At 70.8% G+C, this 20956-nt stretch carries 19 protein-coding genes and 2 tRNA genes; 3 read left to right on the top strand and 18 right to left on the bottom strand.

Annotation, left to right across the window (positions count from 1 at the left end):
• Positions 1-171: 171 nt before the first annotated feature.
• The 4 genes from O1Q96_RS08150 to leuS all read right to left on the bottom strand — a co-directional run bounded on the left by O1Q96_RS08150 (position 172) and on the right by leuS (position 6325).
• Positions 172-1353 (bottom strand): ComEA family DNA-binding protein, encoded by a 1182-nt coding sequence (locus tag O1Q96_RS08150; protein ID WP_269247508.1) that lies wholly within the window; start codon positions 1351-1353, stop codon positions 172-174.
• Between the two features lie 236 nt (positions 1354-1589).
• Positions 1590-2435 (bottom strand): DegV family protein, encoded by an 846-nt coding sequence (locus O1Q96_RS08145; protein ID WP_217458324.1) that lies wholly within the window; start codon positions 2433-2435, stop codon positions 1590-1592.
• Between the two features lie 72 nt (positions 2436-2507).
• Positions 2508-3299 (bottom strand): hypothetical protein, encoded by a 792-nt coding sequence (locus O1Q96_RS08140; RefSeq protein WP_269247507.1) that lies wholly within the window; start codon positions 3297-3299, stop codon positions 2508-2510.
• A 149-nt stretch (positions 3300-3448) separates the two neighbouring features.
• Positions 3449-6325 carry a leucine--tRNA ligase gene (gene leuS, locus O1Q96_RS08135; protein ID WP_269247506.1) on the bottom strand — a complete coding sequence of 959 codons (2877 nt, stop codon included), beginning with the start codon at positions 6323-6325 and terminating at the stop codon, positions 3449-3451.
• Between the two features lie 416 nt (positions 6326-6741).
• Between leuS and O1Q96_RS08130 the strand changes: the two genes are divergently transcribed.
• Positions 6742-8049 (top strand): ferric reductase-like transmembrane domain-containing protein, encoded by a 1308-nt coding sequence (locus tag O1Q96_RS08130; protein ID WP_269247505.1) that lies wholly within the window; start codon positions 6742-6744, stop codon positions 8047-8049.
• Positions 8049-9671, top strand: a complete 1623-nt coding sequence (locus O1Q96_RS08125; RefSeq protein WP_269247504.1) for an NADH-quinone oxidoreductase subunit NuoF family protein — start codon at positions 8049-8051, stop codon at positions 9669-9671. Before O1Q96_RS08130 ends, O1Q96_RS08125 begins: the two co-directional genes overlap by 1 nt.
• A 102-nt stretch (positions 9672-9773) precedes the next feature.
• On the opposite strand, the gene O1Q96_RS08120 is transcribed toward O1Q96_RS08125, so the two are convergent.
• From O1Q96_RS08120 to O1Q96_RS08075, 10 genes are all read right to left on the bottom strand, one after another.
• Positions 9774-9846, bottom strand: a tRNA-Ala gene (locus O1Q96_RS08120).
• 265 nt (positions 9847-10111) lie between these two features.
• The gene (locus O1Q96_RS08115; RefSeq protein WP_010986886.1) at positions 10112-10345 is read right to left on the bottom strand and encodes a hypothetical protein; all 234 of its coding nucleotides are present in this window, start codon (positions 10343-10345) and stop codon (positions 10112-10114) included.
• Positions 10346-10348: 3 nt separating this feature from the next.
• Entirely contained in the window at positions 10349-10522 is a 174-nt protein-coding gene (locus tag O1Q96_RS08110) for a hypothetical protein (protein ID WP_217458329.1), read from the bottom strand.
• 301 nt (positions 10523-10823) lie between these two features.
• Positions 10824-10896 (bottom strand) — tRNA-Ala (locus tag O1Q96_RS08105).
• 307 nt (positions 10897-11203) lie between these two features.
• Positions 11204-11905 carry a histidine phosphatase family protein gene (locus O1Q96_RS08100; RefSeq protein ID WP_269247503.1) on the bottom strand — a complete coding sequence of 234 codons (702 nt, stop codon included), beginning with the start codon at positions 11903-11905 and terminating at the stop codon, positions 11204-11206.
• On the bottom strand, positions 11902-12348 hold the full coding sequence (rsfS, locus tag O1Q96_RS08095) for a ribosome silencing factor (RefSeq protein WP_217458330.1): 447 nt from the start codon (positions 12346-12348) through the stop codon (positions 11902-11904). Before rsfS ends, O1Q96_RS08100 begins: the two co-directional genes overlap by 4 nt.
• Positions 12349-12610: 262 nt before the next feature.
• Entirely contained in the window at positions 12611-14401 is a 1791-nt protein-coding gene (locus O1Q96_RS08090) for an LCP family protein (protein ID WP_269247502.1), read from the bottom strand.
• 16 nt (positions 14402-14417) lie between these two features.
• Positions 14418-15092 carry a nicotinate-nucleotide adenylyltransferase gene (nadD, locus tag O1Q96_RS08085; protein WP_269247501.1) on the bottom strand — a complete coding sequence of 225 codons (675 nt, stop codon included), beginning with the start codon at positions 15090-15092 and terminating at the stop codon, positions 14418-14420.
• A gap of 47 nt (positions 15093-15139) precedes the next feature.
• The gene (locus tag O1Q96_RS08080) at positions 15140-15304 is read right to left on the bottom strand and encodes a hypothetical protein (protein ID WP_217458333.1); all 165 of its coding nucleotides are present in this window, start codon (positions 15302-15304) and stop codon (positions 15140-15142) included.
• A gap of 260 nt (positions 15305-15564) precedes the next feature.
• Positions 15565-15720: a hypothetical protein gene (locus tag O1Q96_RS08075; protein WP_269247500.1), complete on the bottom strand. Its 156-nt coding sequence runs from the start codon at positions 15718-15720 to the stop codon at positions 15565-15567.
• A 101-nt stretch (positions 15721-15821) separates the two neighbouring features.
• Here O1Q96_RS08075 and O1Q96_RS08070 point away from each other — a divergent pair, with 101 nt between their 5' ends.
• A complete protein-coding gene (locus O1Q96_RS08070; RefSeq protein WP_419586515.1) occupies positions 15822-16937 on the top strand; it encodes a M48 family metallopeptidase in 1116 nt (371 codons plus the stop codon).
• Positions 16938-16947: 10 nt separating this feature from the next.
• Here the strand turns inward: O1Q96_RS08070 and O1Q96_RS08065 are convergent, their stop codons facing one another.
• From O1Q96_RS08065 to O1Q96_RS08050, 4 genes are all read right to left on the bottom strand, one after another.
• On the bottom strand, positions 16948-18015 hold the full coding sequence (locus O1Q96_RS08065; RefSeq protein WP_269247498.1) for an SCO2583 family membrane protein: 1068 nt from the start codon (positions 18013-18015) through the stop codon (positions 16948-16950).
• Between the two features lie 157 nt (positions 18016-18172).
• Positions 18173-18754 carry an SCO2584 family spore wall biosynthesis protein gene (locus tag O1Q96_RS08060; protein ID WP_483409976.1) on the bottom strand — a complete coding sequence of 194 codons (582 nt, stop codon included), beginning with the start codon at positions 18752-18754 and terminating at the stop codon, positions 18173-18175.
• A 179-nt stretch (positions 18755-18933) separates the two neighbouring features.
• On the bottom strand, positions 18934-20220 hold the full coding sequence (locus tag O1Q96_RS08055) for a glutamate-5-semialdehyde dehydrogenase (protein ID WP_269247496.1): 1287 nt from the start codon (positions 20218-20220) through the stop codon (positions 18934-18936).
• Positions 20221-20326: 106 nt separating this feature from the next.
• Positions 20327-20785, bottom strand: coding sequence for a hypothetical protein (locus tag O1Q96_RS08050; protein ID WP_269253527.1), 459 nt, complete (start codon positions 20783-20785; stop codon positions 20327-20329).
• Between the last annotated feature and the right edge of the window lie 171 nt (positions 20786-20956).

Below are 20956 nucleotides of genomic sequence, written 5' to 3'. Positions count from 1 at the left end.
CCCCCGGCCCCGGCTCTGGCCCTGATCCCGGTCCCGGCCCTGATCCCGGTCCCGGTCCCGGTCCCGGTCCCGGTCCCGGTCCCGGTCCTAGCCTTGATCCCGGCCTTGACCCTGGCCCTGATCCCGAAGAGGCCCGCCCCGCCCCTGTCACGCCACGCATCACGGGGCCCCTCATGGCCGCACGAGATTTTGTAGGTCGGCGAATCGGCGGTCGCCGATCCCGTTCACCTCACGGAGCTCGTCCACCGAACGGAAGCCGCCGTGCTGGGTGCGGTAGTCGACGATGTGCTGCGCGAGTACGGGGCCTACGCCGGGCAGTGTGTCCAGCTGCTCCAGGGTGGCCGTGTTGAGGGCGACCGGAGCGGACGCGGCTCCCCCGGCTGCCGTGCCACCCGTGCCACCCGCGGTTCCCGCCGCGCCGGGCCCCGCCACCGTCGCCGGAGCTCCGACCACCACCTGCTCTCCGTCCACGAGGAACCGCGCGCGGTTGAGGCCCTCGGTGTCGGTACCAGGACGCACTCCGCCCGCGGCCTTCAGGGCGTCCTCGACCCGGGAACCGGCCGGCAGCCGATGGATCCCGGGCTCACGCACCTTGCCGCTGACGTCCACCACGATCGCGGTGCCGACCGCGCCCGCGGGGGCTGGGCCCTGTGCGGCGGCCGAGGCTCCGGACGCATTCCTGTGGCTGTTCTCGCCCTCTTCCCCGTACGGAACGGCGGCCCGTACGACCTCCGGCGCCCGCACGGGCTGGGTCCGCCCCGACCAGAAGTGCTGCCCGGCGAAGACGGCCGCGACGACCAGCACCACAGCGAGCGCGGCCACGCTCCTCCGCTCAAGCCCACACCTGGACTGCAGCCACAGCGGCATCCGCTCTCGGACTGCAAGCCCGGCCCGCTCCCGCCAGGCGGCCCCGGCCGGATCCTCGTCGCCACGTCCGCCCGGGCCTGTGACCACCTCAGCATCCGTGACCACACCGGCCCGGACCCGAGCGCTGACACCGACACCAGCACCAGCGGGGGCATCCCCTTCGTCCCCGAATCCGCCCCCAGGGTCAGCGCCACCCGCCCGAGCCCACCGCGGCACGTGCGGCACGCGCGGCTCCCGCGGCTCGCCCTGCACAATCGGCTCGTCCCGCGCGGTCGCCGGTGGCCCGTGCCGCAACTCGCCGCGCACTCTCGTCCGTTCGGCGAACAGCGTCTCCGCGCGCAGGCGCAGCGCCTCCGCCGAGGCCTGTCGGCGCCGGGACCCGCCGCGGCAGGGCCGACGGCGGTGTCGCGTACGACCGTCGGACACCGGGCCGCGGCCCGGTCCACTGGTAGCTGCCGTGATCCGTGAAGGTGATCGAAGTGCCATGCGACGAGAATCGGGCACGAGACCCCATCCCCGATGATCTTGCTTAATTCCCGGGGATTACCGCCCAGTTGTGGACAACTCCGCCACTCGTACGGGTCAGATCATGCGCTGGAGCCGACCGTGCACACGAGCTGCGATCCCTCATCCGCGCGCCGCAAGCCTGCCTGCCTGCCTGCCTGCCTGAACCATGCCCTGCTCGGTCGGCCGCGCTCCGCCTCACCGCGACTCACCTCACCTCACCGAGGAGAGACGACAGCCCCCAGCAGCCCGGGCCCGGTATGCGCCCCGATCACCGCTCCGACCTCGCTCACGTGAAGATCGGCCAGCCCCGGCACCCGTACCCGCAACCGCTCCGCGAGCGCCGAGGCGCGTTCGGGCGCGGCGAGGTGATGGACGGCGATGTCCACCTGGGCGCTCCCGGCCCGGTCGGCCACGATCTCCTCCAGGCGGGCGATCGCCCTGGTGGCCGTCCGCACCTTCTCCAGCAGCTCGATACGCCCGCCGTCCAGTTGCAGCAACGGTTTGACGGCCAGCGCGGAGCCCAGCAGCGCCTGCGCCGCCCCGATCCGGCCGCCCCTGCGCAGATAGTCGAGCGTGTCGACGTAGAAGTACGCGTACGTGCCCGCGGCCCGTTTCTCCGCCGCCGTGACCGCGTCGTCGACCGTGCCGCCCGCCTCCGCGGACTCGGCGGCCGCCAGCGCGCAGAAGCCGAGGGCCATCGCGACCATTCCGGTGTCCACCACCCGCACGGGCACCGGGGCCTCACGCGCCGCAAGAACCGCCGCGTCGTACGTGCCCGAGAACTCGGCGGACAGATGCAGGGAGACGATGCCCGTGGCGCCGGTCTCGGCGACGCGGCGGTAGGTCTCGGCGAAGACCTCCGGGCTGGGCCGGGAGGTCGTCACGGACCGCCGCTTCTGCAGGGCCTGGGCCAGGGAACGGGCCGAGATCTCGGTGCCCTCTTCGAGCGCCTGGTCGCCGAGGACCACGGTCAGGGGTACCGCGGTGATGCCGTGACGCTCCATCGTCCGGGGCGGCAGGTAGGCCGTTGAATCGGTGACGATCGCGACATGGCGGGACATGAGCTGGAGGTTACCTGCCGGGGGACGTGGGCGGCAGCCCGGCCCCTCCCGCCCGTGGCCGGGCCGACGGGATCAAGTCGTGCTCTCCGGGCGGGGCTTCTTCTCCCAAGGATAGGCGGGCCGCTGCACGGGCGCGTCGATCGCGGGCCGGGTGGGCTCCTCGGCCCTCCGCGACTCGGGGCGCTCCGGCCAGGTCTGCTGGTCGGCGGCGGCGCTCGGTGCCTCCGGCCACGGCGGCGGGGAAGGAGTCGCAGCCGCCTCCGCGGACCGCACGCGAGAGGGCTCGGGCGCGGACTCCGTCGTCGACGTGGGCGACGGCTCCGTGGTCCAGTGCCGCAGCGCGCCGGCCTCCATGTCGATCTGCGTGCTCAACGAGTCCAGGTCGTCGCCCCCGAAACGCTGGGCACGGTCGCGTGCCGCCCAGCGCAGTGCGTCAGCCGACTTCGTGATCTGCTCGGTGCGCTCCCGCAGGGCGGGCAGCCGCTCGGTGAGGCGCGCCCTGTCCGGTTCGCGCTCCAGTCGCTTCAGCTCGCCGTCCAGTTCGTGGCCGTGCGCGCTGAGGCGGTCGAAGAGGGCCAGGGACTCCTTCAGCGACTCGTCCTCGGTCACGCCCGCCTGCAGTGCGTCCTGTGTGGCCCTCATCGACGTACGCAAGGAGAGGCGCAGTTGGGCGAGCTCGCCCTGGGGGCCCGGCTGGGCGAAGGTCTTCGCCCTGAGCGTGGAGTCCTCCACCGAGCGGCGGGCCTGTGCGACGGTGCGGTCCACGCCTCGCTTGGCGGCGCCCACCACTTTCACCGTGGCGTACACGCCCAGCACCAGAAACAGCGCGAAGATCAGCGCCACGACGGCGACGACGGCTTCCATGACGGTCCTCTCGGGTGCTGCTTCCAGTGCCTGTCGGCTCTTTCACGGTAAACGGAAAAGGCAGGCCGAGGGTTCCAGCGGAACCCCCAACCTGCCCGTAGGGGACTACCCCGAGCCGGACCGGCCACACCGGCCGGCCCGGGCGTCGCCTAGGCCGGAACGATGTTCACCAGCTTCGGCGCCCGCACGATCACCTTGCGGATTCCCGCTCCGCCCAGGGCGGCGACCACCTTGTCGTCGGCCAGGGCCACCTTCTCCAGCTCCTCGTCCGAGATCGACGGGGAGACCTCCAGGCGGGCCTTGACCTTGCCCTTGATCTGCACGACACAGGTCACGGTCTCGTCCACGACGTACGCCGGGTCGGCCACCGGGAAGTCCCGGTGGACGACCGAGTCCGTGTGGCCCAGCTTGCGCCACAGCTCCTCGGCGATGTGCGGGGCCAGCGGCGCGACCAGCAGCACCAGCGACTCGGCCACCGTCCGCGAGATGGGGCCGCCGGTCTTGGTCAGGTGGTTGTTCAGTTCGGTGACCTTGGCGATGGCGGTGTTGAAGCGCAGGCCCTCCAGGTCCTGGCGCACGCCGTCGATCGCCTTGTGCAGGGCGCGCAGCGCTTCCTCGTCCGGCTCGGTGTCGACGACGGTGACCTCGCCGGTCGCCTCGTCGACGACGTTGCGCCACAGCCGCTGCAGCAGCCTGAACTGGCCCACGACCGCGCGCGTGTCCCACGGCCGCGACACGTCCAGGGGGCCCATCGCCATCTCGTACAGGCGCAGTGTGTCCGCCCCGTACTCGGCGCAGATCTCGTCCGGAGTGACCGCGTTCTTCAGGGACTTGCCCATCTTGCCCAGCAGCCGGGAGACCTTCTCGCCCTCGAAGTAGTAGGCGCCGTCGCGCTCCTCCACCTCGGCGGCCGGTACGGCGATGCCGCGGCTGTCGCGGTACACGTAGGCCTGGATCATGCCCTGGTTGAACAGCTTGTGGAACGGCTCCGCCGAGGAGACGTGGCCCAGGTCGAACAGCACCTTCGACCAGAAGCGCGCGTACAGCAGGTGCAGCACGGCGTGTTCGGCGCCGCCGACGTACAGGTCGACGCCGCCGTGCGGCTGGCCCTCGCGCGGTCCCATCCAGTACTGCTCGACCTCCGGGTCGACCAGCTTCTCGGAGTTGTGCGGGTCCAGGTAGCGCAGCTCGTACCAGCAGGAACCGGCCCAGTTGGGCATCGTGTTGGTCTCACGGCGGTACTTGCGCGGGCCGCGGCCGTCGCCCAGGTCCAGCGTGACGTCGACCCAGTCCTCGTTGCGGGACAGCGGGGTCTCCGGCGAGGTGTTCGCGTCGTCCGGGTCGAAGGTGCGCGGCGAGTAGTCCTCGACCTCCGGCAGCTCCAGGGGCAGCATCGACTCGGGCAGCGGGTGGGCGATGCCGTCCTCGTCGTAGACGATCGGGAAGGGCTCGCCCCAGTAGCGCTGGCGGCTGAACAGCCAGTCGCGCAGCCGGAAATTGACGGTCCCGCGGCCGACGTCCTTGCGCTCCAGCCATTCGGTGACGCGCGCCTTGGCCTCGACGACCCCCAGGCCGTCCAGCGAGATGTCGTCGTGGGAGGAGTTGATGATCTTCGCGTCGTACGAGCCGAAGGCGTCCTCCCAGGTGGAGGTGTCGGTGCCGCGGCCGTCGGTGGGCTCGACGATGCAGTGGATCGGCAGCTCGAAGGCCCGCGCGAACTCGAAGTCGCGCTGGTCGCCCGCCGGGACGGCCATGATCGCGCCGGTGCCGTATCCCATCAGGACGTAGTCGGCGACGAAGACGGGGACCTGTTCGCCGTTGACCGGGTTGGTCGCGTACGCGCCGATGAAGACGCCGGTCTTGTCCTTGGCCTCGGCCTGCCGCTCGACGTCCGACTTGGAGGCGGCCTGCGCGCGGTAGGCGGCGACGGCCTCGGACGGGGTGGCGTGACCGCCCGTCCAGACGTCGTGGGTGCCCTCGGGCCAGGCGGCCGGGGTGAACTTCTCGACCAGCGGGTGCTCGGGGGCCAGCACCATGTAGGTCGCGCCGAACAGGGTGTCCGGGCGGGTGGTGAAGACCGTGATGGCCTCGCCGTCGATCGGGAAGTCGACGCGGGCCCCTTCGGAGCGGCCGATCCAGTTGCGCTGCTGCAGCTTGATGGCCTCGGGCCAGTCGAGCGCGTCCAGGTCGTCCAGCAGCCGGTCGGCGTACGCGGTGATCCGCATGTTCCACTGGCGCAGTTTGGCCTTGAAGACGGGGAAGTTGCCGCGCTCGGAGCGGCCGTCGGCGGTGACCTCCTCGTTGGCCAGGACGGTGCCCAGCCCGGGGCACCAGTTGACGGGCGCGTCCGAGGCGTAGGCCAGGCGGTACTCGCCCAGGATGTCCGCGCGCTCGGCGTCGGTCAGCCCACTCCAGGTACGTCCGCCCGGTACCGCGCGTTCACCGGTCTCGAACCGGGCGACCAGTTCGGCGATCGGGCGGGCCCTGCCGGCCTCGTCGTCGTACCAGGAGTTGAAGATCTGCAGGAAGATCCACTGGGTCCACTTGTAGTAGTCCGGGTCGATGGTCTCGACCGACCGGCGCTTGTCGTGGCCCAGGCCCAGGCGGCGCAGCTGGACCTTCATGTTCTCGATGTTGGCCTCGGTGGACACCCGCGGGTGTGTGCCGGTCTGCACGGCGTACTGCTCGGCGGGCAGGCCGAAGGCGTCGAATCCCAGGGTGTGCAGGACGTTGTGGCCGGTCATGCGCTGGTACCGGGCGTACACGTCGGTGGCGATGTAGCCCAGCGGGTGGCCGACGTGCAGGCCCGCACCGGAGGGGTACGGGAACATGTCCATGATGAACTTCTTGGGCCTGGCGACCAGCTCGGGGTTCCCGGCCAGGTCACCCTTCGGGTTGGGTGCCGCGTAGGTGTCCTCGGCGTCCCAGAAGTCCTGCCAGCGTGCCTCGATCTGCTCGGCCATGGCGGCCGTGTAGCGGTGCGGCGCTGCCACCTCGGAGGCGGCAGCGGTGTTCGTCTCGCTCATGATCCTCAAAGCTCCATCGATCGTCTCTGCCAGCGGCTCAGGAAATGAAAAAACCCCTCGCACAGGAGGGGCGCCGCGCCGATGCCGGTCGTGGTTGTCCGACGACCGGGATTGATCAGCGCGGCTCACTAAGCAGAAGGCGTACGGCACGCATGACGCCAGGGTACCGCAGCGGCCGAGAGGGCCGCGACGAGCTTTCGGCTACGCTCCGGCACTGAGTGCCTCTCCCGCACCAGGTCGGCACAAGCCGAGCAGAGGTCAAAGGTTACTTCGCGTAAGGGCCCCTAAGGGACATCACAACTCCACCACTGCCCTTAGATAACAACGCAATAACTCAAACCTCGTACTCCTCGGTATGGACTCGACCTAGAGTGCGGCAGCGGGACCGCTTTCCCGAACTGTTCGGAGTTGCCCCCATGAACTCTCGCCGCAACAACAGCACGCTCTCCCAGCCGAGCCGCTCGGTCCGGGGCGGAGTGGCTGCTGCCGTTTTGCTGCTCATACCCCTTGTCGTCGTGGTCGGAGGTGACGGATTCCGCGAGTTCCTCAACTTCGGTGCGGGTGTTCTGTCGCTCGTCTCCCTCACCCTCTCGGTGCTCTGGGGCCTCGTCGCCACCGACCGGGTCTTCCTCAACACGCGCCAGCGCCTGATCGCACAGGCCGTGCACAGGACGACAGCGGTGAGCTCGGTCGGCTTCCTGATCCTGCACGTCTCGGTCAAGCTCGCGCTCGACCACACGTCGGCGATCGCGGCCGTCATCCCCTTCGGTCTCGGCGTCACCGGCTCCAACGGGCTCATCGGGTTCGGCACCCTGGCCGGGCTCCTGATGGTGCTCACGGCCCTCACCGGCGCGCTGCGCAGCGCGTTCGCGTCCCCCGTGCAGGTCGCAGGCCGCTGGCGCGCGCTGCACATGCTGGCCTACCCCGCCTGGTGCTCGGCCCTGATCCACGGCCTCTTCGCGGGCCGCGAGGCGCAGCCGATCTTCGTGATCCTCTACAGCCTCGCCCTGGTCGCCGTCATGGCCGCGCTGCTCCTGCGGTCGGCCCCCCTGCCGTTCAAGCGGAAGGTCGCCAGGCGCGTCCTGTCCATGCTCGACAACGGCAACCCCAGGTCGTTCCGTGACGAGCCCCAGGGACGCCGTGAGGCCGCGCTGCCCGGCGGCCGGCCCGGCTTCCCCGACCCGGCGCCCCAGCAGCGTTCCGGGTCCCTGTACGAGCCCTCGCAACGCTCCGCCCTCCAGGACACCGGGTCCTTCACGGACACCGGGTCGCTGACCGACACGGGCGGTTTCGCGGCCGCCTACCGTGCCGTTTCGAGCACTCCGCGCGCGCAGGACCCGCTGATGGCCGACCCGACCCAGCGCATGCAGGTGCCGCTGGACATGCAGGCCACGGAGGCGATGCCGCGTACCGACGGCAACACCGGAGCCCGCTGGCCCACCCCGTCTCCGCCGCTCTACGAGGCCCCGCCGCGCGCCGCCGGAACACCGACCTACGACACCGGCACCATCCCCACGTACGACGCGAACGCCGCGTACGACACCGGCACCGTCCCCGCGTACGGCGGAAGTGATGTGTACGACACCGGTGAGACGAACGACCCCCTCGGTACGTACAACCCGAACGACACGTACAACAGCGGTCCCGCCACTGAAACGCTGCCCGGTTCCTTCGAAGCACCGAGCAACGGCGAACCCTGGAACGCGCCTTCCGGAGGCTATTAGTGAACGAGGCCCTTCCCGACGTCCCCGAAGTCCGAGTGGTGGGCCTTCCCCAGCTCACCTCCGGTTTCGACCTCGTCGAGAGACTCGACCTGCCCATGCACCTGAAGGTGCACGGGCCGCTCGAGCCCATGGGCGGTGAGCAGCTCGCGCAGCTCTCCGAACGGATCAACCTGAAGGGCCGCGGCGGCGCGGGTTTCCCGTTCCACAAGAAGCTGAGGTCGGTCGCCGAGGCGGCGATCCGCCGCGGTGTGCGTCCTGTGGTCGTCGTCAACGGCAGCGAGGACGAGCCCGCCTGCCGCAAGGACACGGTGATGATCAACCGTGCCCCGCACCTGATCCTGGACGGCGCCCTGCTGGTCGCGGAGGCCCTGGGTGCCCGCACCCTGGTCATCGGCGTGACCCGCGAATCCACGCAGCGGTCGATGGAGGCGGCGCTCTCCGAGCGCGGACTGACCAACCGGCGCGGAGCGACCATCCGCGCGCGCGTGCAGCGCAATCCGGTGCGCATGGTGACCGGAGCGGCGGCCTCGCTGGTCCGCTCCATCGACGGCGGTCCGGCGATCCCACCGGGCCGCAAGACCAGCGCCTCGCAGAACGGTGTCGGCGGCGCGCCGACCCTGCTGTCGAACGCCGAGACGTTCGCCCAGCTGGCGATCGCCGCCCGCATCGGCGCCGAGCGCTACGGCAACACCGGCCTGTACGACGAGCCCGGCACCGTCATGCTCACCGTCTCCGGAGCGGTCGCCCGCCCGATGGTGATCGAAGCCCCGACCGGCGTACCGCTGCGCTACATCCTGCAGTTGGCCGGCGCCCCGCCGGTCCCGCAGGGCGTGCTGACCGGCGGCTACCACGGCAAGTGGCTGGACTCGGCGACGGTCAACGAGGCGATCGTCTCGCGCAACTCCCTGGACGCGGTGGGCGGTGCGCTCGGTGCGGGCGCGATCCTGCCGATCAGCATGAACACCTGCCCCCTGGGCGAGTCGCTGCGAGTGGCCCAGTGGCTGGCCGAGGAGAGCGCCGGCCAGTGCGGCCCCTGCTACCTCGGGCTGCCGGCCGCGGCGCGCGGCATGGAGGACATCCTCAACGGCGGCGGCCCGGCCGCCCTGGAGGCGCTCAAGCAGGTCGCCAACGCCGTGAAACGCCGCGGTGCGTGCTCGCACCCGGACGGCTCCGCGATGTTCCTGGAGTCGACCATCAAGGCGTTCACGGACGACCTGGCCGCGCATGTGCTCGGCAACGGCTGCGGAAGGCCCGTGGAGGGCGTTCTGCCGCTCTTCGAGGGCGGCCAGCAGCCCACCGGCATCCCGGGCGGCGCTCCCGAGCAGGAGCAGGGCCCCAGCCGTCAGAAGATCTACGTCGACTGGACGCTGTGCCGCGGGCACGGCCTGTGCGCGGACATCCTTCCGGAGGTCTTCCAGCTGGGCGCGGACGGCTTCCCGACCGTCGCCCAGGCCCAGGTGCCCCGGTACGCGGAGGCGAAGGCGCTGCGCGCCGTACGCCGCTGCCCGGCGCTGGCCCTGCGCCTGGAGGAGGACACCCGCGGAGCGGCCCCCCGGCAGAACCTGCCGGCCGTACGCGAGGGCGGCGGGGGCGGCCGTCGCGCGCTGGGCCGCGGACGCTGATTCACGGGCGGCCCGGAAGCCCGGGCCGCCGCACCGCACACCCGGCACACCCCACAACGAAGAGCGGGCCATCCTGATCGGATGGCCCGCTCTCATGTGCTGTGGAGCTAAGGAGATTTGAACTCCTGACCCCCTGCATGCCATGCAGGTGCTCTACCAACTGAGCTATAGCCCCTTGCGGTGTTCCACCGGATTTCCCCGGCGGCGACGCCAACATTACCGGTCCTTGCGGTGCACCACCAAATCGTTTCCTGCCCCCATGAGCAATCAGCCCAAGTCGACCCAAGTCGACATAATTTGGGCGTTCGAGGTGGTGGGCGCCGAGTTGACGTCGTCCGCCCTCCACGGAGGAGACGCTTCGGCGTTCCGGACCGTCGCCGGAGGCCGCGTCGCGGCGGAACCCCGGCCGTTCGTTCGTCGCGGGCGGGGTCCGGCCGGACTCAGGCAGTGGCGAACGAGTAGAAGCGTTTGAGCGTGCAGTGCTCGTCGAGGAGCCGGCCGTAGATCGGCTCGCCCTCCAGCTCGCGGTACGTCTCGATCGGGTCGCCTTTTATGATCAGCGCCCTCGCGCATTCCTCGCACCAGTACTGGTAGTCGTGGTTGACCGGTTCCATGTCGCGGACGATCGGCGTACCACTGCCGCACCAGTCGCATTTTCGCCTGTGCGCACCCATCGATCAGCTCCAGCTGTGGCCGCAGGCCGTGCACACGTAGGAAACTCCTCCGTTGTCGCCGAGGACTTGGGCGACGTGGGCCGAACCGCAGGAAGGGCAGCCGAGGCGGGTGATCCGGTCCCGTGTCGCATCGGATCCGGAAAGGTCGTCGACCTCCCCGAGGATGCTCGCAGGCATCGCAACTCCCTCCCGTCGGGCCGCGCTCCCTTCCGGCCGTTTGATTCTGCCACGGCCGGAGCAATACGGTCAGCGACGCCTTCGTACCAGTCCGGACACGGCACCCGTCGCAGCGGTCGCGGCCAGCGCGAACGTGCGGACGAGTAGCGCGTCCGTAGAGATATACGCCCCCGGAGCCCAAGTGACTCAAACCGATCCGGGAAGAGTGCGCGGGCCGCGCGGCTGCGGGGCCTTCGACGCCCGCGCGGGCGGAGGGCAACGAAAAATCCCGCCCCCTGAGGGGGGCGGGATCTTCGATCTGTGGAGCTAAGGAGAATTGAACTCCTGACCTCCTGCATGCCATGCAGGCGCTCTACCAACTGAGCTATAGCCCCGTGCCGTGTCCCGGTCGCTTTTCTCGGCGGCGGAACAAGAAGAACTTTAGCCTGCGACCAGCCGGAAAGTGAAATCCGGTGCTGAGGGGGGCGGAGGTCCCCGGCGGAGCGTCACCGGAGCGACGCCGTTCGTGCGTGTGCGACAGGCTTCGGCCTCTCGCCGGGCGGCGCCGGGCCGCCCGCCACGGACCGGATTCCCGCTCCACGGCGGTCCGGGCGACGGGCCGAGGGACCCGGGGGCCGGACAGAGGTCCTCCGGCCGGTGCGCACCCGCTCCCCGAGCGTTCCCGCTCTCCCGCCAAAGGACCTAGTCGTCGTCGCCCAGCACCGGTTCCGGCAGCGTCCCCGCGTTGTGCTCCAGCAGCCGCCACCCGCGGGCGCCCTCACCGAGGACGGACCAGCAGCAGTTGGAGAGGCCGCCGAGGCTCTCCCAGTGCTGGGACTCCAGGCCGAGGAGACGGCCGATGGTGGTGCGGATGGTGCCGCCGTGGCTGACGACCACCAGCGTGCCGTCATCGGGGAGTTTCTCGGCATGCCGGAGCACCACGGGGGCCGCGCGGTCGGCGACCTCGCTCTCCAGCTCTCCGCCGCCCCGGCGGACGGGCTCGCCGCGCTTCCACGCCGCGTACTGGTCGCCGTGCCGCTCGATGATCTCCTCGTGCGTCAGGCCCTGCCAGACGCCCGCGTACGTCTCGCGCAGGCCCTCGTCGTGCGTCACGTCGAGACCGGTGAGCGCGGACAGCTCACCCGCGGTGTTCGCCGCCCTCTTCAGGTCCGAGGCGACGATCGCGTCGGGCCTGAGGGACGCGAGCAGCCGGGCGGCGCGGCGGGCCTGGCCCACACCGGTCTCGGTGAGCTCGACGTCCGTGGTGCCCTGGAAGCGACGCTCCACGTTCCACAGTGTCTGGCCGTGGCGCCACAGGATGACGCGGCGCCCCCGGCCGGCCTTTTTGCCGGCCTCGGACAGCGGCCCGGTGTCCACCGCGGGGTGCCCCCCGCCGGCGGTCATCGAAGGTCTCCGCGCAGCTCGGCGGCGTCCTCCGCGTCCTGGAGCTCGGCGTGCTCGGCGGCCTTGCCTCGCGTGGCCTTGGCGTCGGCGGGCAGGTCCAGCTCGGGGCAGTCCTTCCACAGGCGCTCCAGCGCGTAGAACACGCGCTCCTCGCTGTGCTGGACGTGCACCACGATGTCGACGTAGTCGAGCAGGATCCAGCGGGCGTCGCGGTCGCCCTCGCGGCGCACCGGCTTGGCGCCGAGTTCCTTGCTCAGCCGCTCCTCGATCTCGTCGACGATCGACTTGACCTGGCGGTCGTTGGGCGCGGAGGCCAGCAGGAAGGCGTCCGTGATCGACAGCACGTCGCTGACGTCGTACGCGATGATGTCGTGCGCGAGCTTGTCGGCGGCCGCCTGCGCGGCGGCGGTGATGAGCTCGGTGGAGCGGTCAGTGGCGGTCACTACAAGGCTTTCCGTAGGTGGTCAGGAACCCCGAGGGGTTACCCCAAGGGTCTCACGGACCGCCGACGCCACCCCACGGGACGAACGGATCACTCCACGGGCCGGGCCCGTGGCCCCGCCCGGGCACCGCGGCTCCGGTCCGCCGGCCCCCGGCCATGGCGTACGCCCCTGCGAGCGCCGCGGAATCACCGGCTCGCCCGCATGCCCCGGCGGCCTGCCCGCCCACTGTCGAGCGGGCGGTCGCCCACCTGCGGAGCGGGCGCTAGTCGCTCAGCTTGTAGTCCTGGCCCAGCACCACCGACACGTCCGCGTTCGGGGCGGCCTTGCCCTTCTTCACGGAACTCGTCGGCAGGCCCAGCGTCTTGGCGACCTCCGCCGCGTCCTCCTTCTTCGCGGCGTCGGCGTAGGTGATCTGGGACACCGCCTGCGCGACATCGGCCGTACCGCCGTCGACGAAGGTGTAGCCGCCGTTGAGCAGCACGACCCGGGCCTTCTCGGTGGCGTCCTTGTCGGCGGTGGCGTTGCGGATGCCGACCTCGACGGCGGCGCCCTTCTCGGGGCTCCTGGCAGCGCCGCCGAGCACGTCCTTGACCACGCTGTCACTGGCCTGCGTGCTGAGCCGGCCGTCCGTCTGCACCGGCAGCAGCGCCGTCCTGAACTCGCCCTCCTTGGCCCGGTCGGCGAGCTTGGCGAGGAACGCTCCCAGGTCCTTGTCGGTCAGCGAGGGGTCGAGGATCTGCGCGAGCGTCTGCACGGTGGTCGTCGCGGCCTGCGTGTCGGACGACAGCTTGCGCAGCACGCCCTGCATGACCTGCCCGAACCGCTGCAGCTGCGCGTTCTGCGACTCGCCGGAGGCGCGGTAGGTGGCGTACGCGACGGCCATCTTGCCGCTGAGGGTCTGCTCCTCGCCCTTCGTGACGAGAGGGGCCTCGCCCTTCCTCTTCGCCTCGGGGTCGGGCACGTCGGCGTTGGTGTCGATGTCGATGCTGCCGACGAGCTCGACCAGGTTGTTCAGGTACGGGGTGTCGAGGCGCCAGGTGCCCTCGATGTCCGTCCCGAGGACGGTGTCGAGTTCGTCGCGGGTACCCGAGGAGCCGTCGTCGTCGACCGACTTGGCGAGTGTGGTCGCCGTGCCGTTCTCGTCCGTCAGGGCGAGGGAGTTGGGGAGCAGGACGGTGGTGCCCTGCTTGGTGGTGGTGTTGTTGACGAGCAGGGCCGTCGCCGTGCCGCTGCCCTTGGTGTTGTGCAGGTGGACGACGATCACGTCCCGCTTCTGCGCGCCGGCCGCGGTGGTCGTACCGGCCGTGGAGTCCGACGAGGACCCGGGCAGCTTCCCGTCGTACCAGAGGTAGCCGACCCCGCCGACCGCGACCAGCGCGAGCACGACGACCAGGGCGACGACCCGGCCGCGCGCCCGGCGCTTGGCCTCCTCGCGCCGCTCGGTGCGGTTCTCGGTGAACTTCAGCCAGTCGATGACGTCTTCGGAGTCCTCGGGCTGCTCCTCGACGAAGGCGAACTGTTCGGTGCGGTAGTCGGGTTCGCCCTGCGGTTCGGCCTCCGGCGGCGCCGACGACGGTGCGGGGCCTGCCTGCTGCGGGATGTAGGCGGTCTGCTCGGCCGTCCGGGGCTGCTGCCGACCGGTGTCGTAGGACGACACCGGCTGCTGCTGACCGGTGTCGTACGACACCACGGGCGACGCCTGCTGCCCTGTCGCGTACGGGTCGTAGCCGTATCCCTGCCCGTATCCCTGCCCGTAGCCCTGTCCGTACTCCTGGCCGTACTCCTGCTGGTACCCCTCGGTGTGCGCCTGTCCCTGGGCCTGTGCCTGGCCGTGGGCCTGTGCCTGGCCGTGGGCCTGCGCCTGGCCGTGGGCCTGCGCCTGGCCGGGCTGCCCGCCGTAGGGATCGTACGAGCCGTACTCGTCCTGTTGCGGAGAGTGCTGGGGAGACTGCCCCGGCGGCGGCACCTGCCGGTACACAGGCTGCCCGAACTCGTCGTAGCCGACGAGTTCGTACGGGGCGCCCCCGTACCCAGCGTCGTATCGGTCGTTCACCGGTGCCCCTCTCGGCTCACTCGCCGCGGTACAGGTCTCGCTTGTCGATGTAGCGCACCACACCGTCCGGCACCAGATACCAGACCGGGTCGCCCTTGGCGACCCTGGCCCGGCAGTCCGTGGACGAGATGGCGAGTGCGGGAACCTCGACCAGCGAGACACCGCCCTCCGGCAGACCGGGGTCGGTCAGTACGTGACCGGGCCGCGTGACCCCGATGAAGTGCGCGAGGGAGAACAGTTCCTCGGCGTCGCGCCAGGTGAGGATCTGGCCGAGCGCGTCGGCGCCGGTGATGAAGAAGAGGTCCGTGTCGGGGTTGAGCACGCGCAGGTCGCGCAGCGTGTCCGTGGTGTAGGTCGGACCACCGCGGTCGATGTCGATGCGGCTCACGGAGAACTGCGGGTTCTCGGCGGTCGAGATGACCGTCATCAGATAGCGGTCCTCGGCCGGGGTGACCTTGCGGTCGCTCTTCTGCCACGGCTGGCCGGTCGGCACGAACACCACCTCGTCGAGGTGGAACTGGGCGGCGACCTCGCTGGCGGCGACGAGGTGTCCGTGGTGGATCGGGTCGAACGTTCCGCCCATGACGCCGAGGCGGCGCTTGCCCGGGCTCGACGGGCCGTTTCCCGTGCCACGCCGTACGCCGGGCGCCGTGACGCCCGGCGGACCGGTAGGCATGTCCTGCTCTCCCATGCGTGCAGACCCTACCGGCCCGGACGGCGGGCTCGGTCGCGCGGGCGTCAGCGGTCCCGGTTGAAGCGGGTGGTGATCCACAGCAGCAGCATGAGGGCGAAGAAGGCTCCGCCGCCGATCAGGAGGGGGCTGAGGCTCTCGTGGTTGCCGCCGTGCTTCTCGCCCTCGGCGGCAAGTGTGACCAACTGGGCAGCGGTGCTGTGGAAGCTCATCTTCGGCAGGACCTATCCGATGGTGGTCCCCCCGCTCGAACGGGGTCGAGAGTGGGGGAGGGCGGGATAAAGACTTCCGCACATCGTATGCGGGGGCCGTCTCCCCCAACACTTCGACTCCACCGTTGGAATCGTCCGGCGTCTGCGGCCCGTCGGCGTCAGCGGGGAGAACTGCGCACCGCTCTCAACCATCCGGGACCTTCCGGCGGTCTGAGGAGTCGGCAGTGCAGGACGGGCGGTCGGGAACCTTCCGCCCCGTCTCAGTCGTCCCGTTTGTAGCCGCGCAGCAGGAACCAGGCAACCAGCACACAGCCGACGACCATCACGATCAGCACGACGCGGAGGAGGTTGCCCGCCCCTTGCTGCTGGGCGGCGCCCGCGGCCTCGGTGAGCCAGGACTCGGGGAGATGCTCCATGACGTACGACTCCTTCGCTGTACTGCCCGTCCACGGTATCTCCGCCTAGGCTGGGCCCCGCCTCGGGGGCACAGAAGGCAATCAAACGCATGGGGGACCACATGCCAGAAGAAAGCCACGAGAACGTACCGAGCAGGCAGCGCAGGCGCTTCGAGGGGATCTCCTCCCGTGCGTACGAGCACCCCGCGGACCGCTCGGCCCTGGTCGCCCTGCGCAAGCTCACCGGCTTCGACACGGTCTTCAAGGCGCTCAGCGGCCTGCTCCCGGAGCGGAGCCTGAGGCTGCTGTTCCTGTCGGACTCGGTGCGGGTCTCCGACGCCCAGTTCGCGCACCTGAACGTGATGCTGCGCGACGCCTGTTACATCCTGGACCTGGAGAAGGTCCCGCCGATGTACGTCAACCAGGACCCGCAGCCGAACGCGATGTGCATCGGCCTGGACGAGCCGATCATCGTCGTGACCACCGGCCTCGTGGAGCTGCTCGACGAGGAGGAGATGCGGGCGGTCGTCGGCCACGAGGTGGGGCACGCGCTGTCCGGCCACTCCGTCTACCGCACCATCCTCCTCTTCCTCACCAGCCTCGCCCTGCGGGTGGCGTGGATCCCCCTCGGCAACCTCGCGATCATGGCGATCGTGACCGCCCTGCGCGAGTGGTTCCGCAAGTCCGAGCTGTCCGCGGACCGGGCCGGCCTCCTGGTCGGCCAGGACCTGAAGGCCTCGATGCGCGGCCTGATGAAGATCGCGGGCGGCAACCACCTGCACGAGATGAACGTGGACGCGTTCCTCGCGCAGGCCGAGGAGTACGAGGCCGGCGGCGACCTCCGCGACTCCGTGCTCAAGATCCTGAACGTGATGCCCCGCTCCCACCCCTTCACGACGGTCCGGGCGGCCGAGCTGAAGAAGTGGGCGGAGTCCCGCGACCACCAGCGGATCATGGACGGTCACTACCCTCGCCGCGACGAGGACGGGGGCACGTCGGTCACGGACTCGTTCCGCCAGTCGGCGGCCAGCTACGCCACCGACATGAAGAACAGCAAGGACCCGCTGATGAAGCTGGTCAGCGACATCGCGGGCGGAGCGGGCGACCTCGGCGGCCGGGTGCGACGCGGCTTCGGCGGCTTCGCGAGCGGCAGCGCGGGCGGCGGCTCCGACAGCTCCCCCACGGACCAGCCGCCCACCGACCGCCCGGACGGCGGCAGCCCCAACGGAAGCGCCTGATCGACCGCGGCTAGATCTTGGGCTGGGCACTGGCCGCCAGCGACCCGCACAGCGCCGTGGCACTGCCCGTGGCGAACGGGTCGGTGCCGGCCGGGCCGCCCGCCTTGGCCGTCTCGCCCGCGAGGAGCGGACGCAGGTGGTTGCTCGCGTCCTCCGCACAGGTCAGCGGCCCGGCCTGGACGTACGACACGACCAGCTCGGCCTGGTGCATGCGCAGATCGTCGCGGTCGAACCGGAAGTGCAGTTCGCGCCGCACGGTGAACAGCGAGGCCTCGGCCTTCTCGTCCGAGCCGGCCGGCCGCAGCGCGTAGACGAAGGTGTGGTCGGCGCTGACCTCCAGGGTGTCGGAGTCCGTCTCGGCGGCGGTCAGTGTGCCCTGCACCCGGATCTTGGAGTCGGCCAGCTCGGTGCGTGCCGGGTCGAAGCGGACCAGCCAGCCGGTGGGCGCGTGCCGCCCGTCCGCGGTGGGGCTCCGGAAACTCTGGTCGAACTGGTCGAGCTGCTGGGGGTCGAGCAGTATCCGTACGGACCGGCTGATGCCGCCGGTGAGCACGTCCGGGTCGAGCGAGGACTCCACGAGGTAGTCCTTCGCCGTGGTCAGCGCGGTGACGACCTGGCTGTCGGAGAAGTGCGCGGTGCGCCGGGAGGCGGGCAGCGTGATGCCCTCGGCGCCGATGCGGAACTGGTCGGCCGGGCTGTGCGCGTACAGGGCGGCCACGTCGGCCGAGCCGGGCACGCGGCTCTGCGGCGCGAGCGGGATCACGGTCATCCGCAGCGGCTCGGGGTGTTGCGCGACGGGGGTCTGGTACGGATGACGTACGCCCATGTAGATCGCCGTACCGAACGCGACGGCGATCAGGACGACGAGGATCAGCGCCTGCCGGGACAGACCGCGGCGCATCGGGGGGCGGCGGCGGACGGCCGGGGTGTGGTCGCCGATCCGCTCCTGCGCGGAGAACTCCTGGAGGCGGGCAGCGCGGACGAACGATTCGTCGAAGACGACGGATCGGTACTCCTCCTCGCCACCGCCGGGGACACCCTCGGGCGTCCCCTCAGGTGGGTCTCCAGGCCCTCCCATACTTTCAGAGTAGGTCTCCTGGACCTCAGGTAAACGCCCTGGTACACGACAAGTTCTGACAGGTTCTCACCAGGTTCGCCACAGGCTCCCGGAGCGGCCCCGCAGGCTGCGGCAGCGGCGTTTCAAACCTGTTCCGGCCCTGATCTCCCGTGGCTCCTCACGGAGTGCGGGGCACCGCCGAGACAGCCGGCTGGGAGTAGTCGGCGGAGGCCGAGGGGCCCACCCCGGCATCCAGTTCGAGGCCGGTGGAGGCGGGCGGCGGGACCTGGTCCCGGCTGCTCGAGGAGGCGCCCCGGTAGACCGCGGCGAAGGCCAGCGCGACCATGCCGATGCCCATCACGAGGGCGAGCATCCAGGCGACGGGCCGGTGCCAGCGGGTCGGCCTGCCGTACGTGCCCGCATCGCCGTAAAGGACGTCTCTGCCGTCCGGATCGTCCAGCTCCGGCTCATGGCCGAAATCGCCCCGTCCGTCGGGACCGAACCCGTCCTCGTAGAGGTCGTCGTCCCCTCGTGGGCCGCGGGTGCGCGCCCGGCGGGCCTCGGCCTCGGAGGCCTCCGCTCTCGCCTGCGCGGCGGCCAGGAGGCGCTCGACGGCGGTCGGCTCATGCACTCTCGCCGCCCGTACGAAGGCCTCGTCGAAGACCACGGAGGCGAACTCTTCGTCCGCACCCCCGCGGTCGCGGTCGTCGTCGGGCTCCCAGCCGTCAGGGAACGGCGTGCCCCCCACGTCCTCCGGCACGGATCCAGAGTAGACCGGGGTGGTCATTTTGGGCAGACGGTATGGAAATTCATCCGCCTGGCGAGACGCTTTCCGAGGGGCTCCGCCAAACACCGCGTGGGGAGATTTCTGGGTGAGTTCTGCCGCACGCCCCCTGGCGTGACGGAGGGGCTCCCCTGACGCGCCGGGGGCAGGGGCGGTCAGCGCCGGATGTGCCCGTCGCCCGTGACGATGTACTTGGTGCTCGTCAGCTCGGGCAGCCCCATCGGTCCCCGCGCGTGCAGCTTCTGCGTGGAGATGCCGATCTCGGCACCGAAGCCGAACTGACCGCCGTCGGTGAAACGCGTGGACGCGTTCACGGCGACCGTCGTGGAGTCCACCAACTGGGTGAAACGGCGGGCCGCCTGCTGCGAGGTGGTGACGATCGCCTCGGTGTGCCCGGAGGTCCACAGCCGGATGTGCTCGACGGCCCGGTCCAGGGAGTCGACGACGGCCGCCGCGATGTCGTACGAGAGGTACTCGGTCTCCCAGTCCTCGGTCGTCGCCTCGACGACGGTGGCCTCGGAGTCCTTGGCGTAGGCGAGGACACGCTCGTCGGCGTGCACGGTGACTCCGGCCTCCGCGAGGGCGTTGAGGGCCCGCGGCAGGAACTCGGCGGCGATGTCCTGGTGCACCAGGAGGGTCTCCGCGGCGTTGCACACGCTCACACGCTGTGCCTTGGAGTTGATCAGGATGTCGATGGCCATGTCGAGGTCGGCCTGCGCGTCGACGTACACGTGGCAGTTCCCGGTGCCGGTCTCGATGACCGGGACGACGGACTCCTGGACGACCGTGCGGATCAGCGAGGCGCCGCCGCGCGGGATGAGCACGTCGACGAGCCCCCGGGCACGCATCAGCTCCCGGACGGACTCGCGGCTTTCGCCCGGCACGAGCTGGATGGCGTCGGCGGGCAGGCCCGAGCCGCCGACGGCGTCGCGCAGGACGCGGACGAGGGCGGTGTTGGACTCGAAGGCGGAGGAGGAGCCGCGCAGCAGCACCGCGTTGCCGGACTTCAGGCACAGGGCGGCGGCGTCGACGGTGACGTTCGGGCGGGCCTCGTAGATGATGCCGACGACGCCGAGGGGGACCCGGACCTGACGCAGGTCGATGCCGTTCGGAAGGGTCGAGCCGCGGACGACCTCGCCGACCGGGTCGGGCAGTGCCACCACGTCACGCACGTCGGAGGCGATCGCGCGGATCCGCTCGGGAGTGAGCGTGAGCCGGTCGATGACGGACTCGCTGGTGCCGGCCTCGCGGGCACGCTCGATGTCCCTGGCGTTGGCCTCGACGATGTCGCTCGTACGGACCTCCAGCGCGTCCGCGATCGCGAGCAGCGCGTCGTCCTTGTCGGCCCGCGGCAGCGGAGCGAGGTCGGCGGCGGCCGCCTTGGCACGGTAGGCGGCCTGGGTGACCGGAGACATCGAGTCGTACGGCGAGAGCGTGGTCATATACCGCAGGGTAGTGCGCCCGCGAGAGGTGTTCAGCCGTTGTCCCACACCGCGAGACAGGTCCTGAAATGGCCGTAGAAAGCGTGTGCCCCGAGGGACGCCAGGGCTAGAACGGGTGTACGCCCACAGGGGTGGCCGGCAGCGGCCCGTACCCCTCCGCGATCCGCTGGTGGTAGGTCTCGCGGTCGATGACCTCCAGGCCGACGATCTCCCACGGCGGCAGCTTCGCGGTCTGGCGGTGCTCGCCCCACAGCCGCAGCGCGACCGCGGCCGCGTCGTGCAGGTCGCGGGCCTCCTCCCAGTAGCGGATCTCCGCATGGTCGTTGGCATACCGGCTGGTCAGCAGAAAGGGGTGGTCGTGCGCGAGCTGCTCCAGGCCCCGCCTGACCTCTTTGAGCGGGGCCTCGCCGCCCGAGACGCTCAGCGTGACGTGCCACAGCCGCGGCAGGTCCCGCGGCTCCTCGACCTCGTACGTGTCACCGGCGGCGACGCTGGTGAGCGTCCGCTCCTCGCCGGCCGCGCGGGAGCCGGCAACACCTCGGGACGCCGCCGCCCCAGGGCGCACTCGTCTCACGACGGCCTCCTTTACGCAATGGGTCCGCTCGGACTCAGGGGGTCTCCCTGAGTCAAAGTTGAGCAGGTGGGAAGGCTCCGCGTGGCGCTTTTACCGAAGGTCCACCTCCGGGCAGGGGCTTTGTCGGGCGTTCCCCACTGTTTTCGGCCGGGAGCCCGGTCC

This window comes from Streptomyces aurantiacus, assembly GCF_027107535.1.
GTDB lineage: Bacteria > Actinomycetota > Actinomycetes > Streptomycetales > Streptomycetaceae > Streptomyces.
The sequence above is the reverse complement of the archived record's forward strand: the minus strand, read 5'-3'. Positions and strand labels throughout refer to the sequence as shown.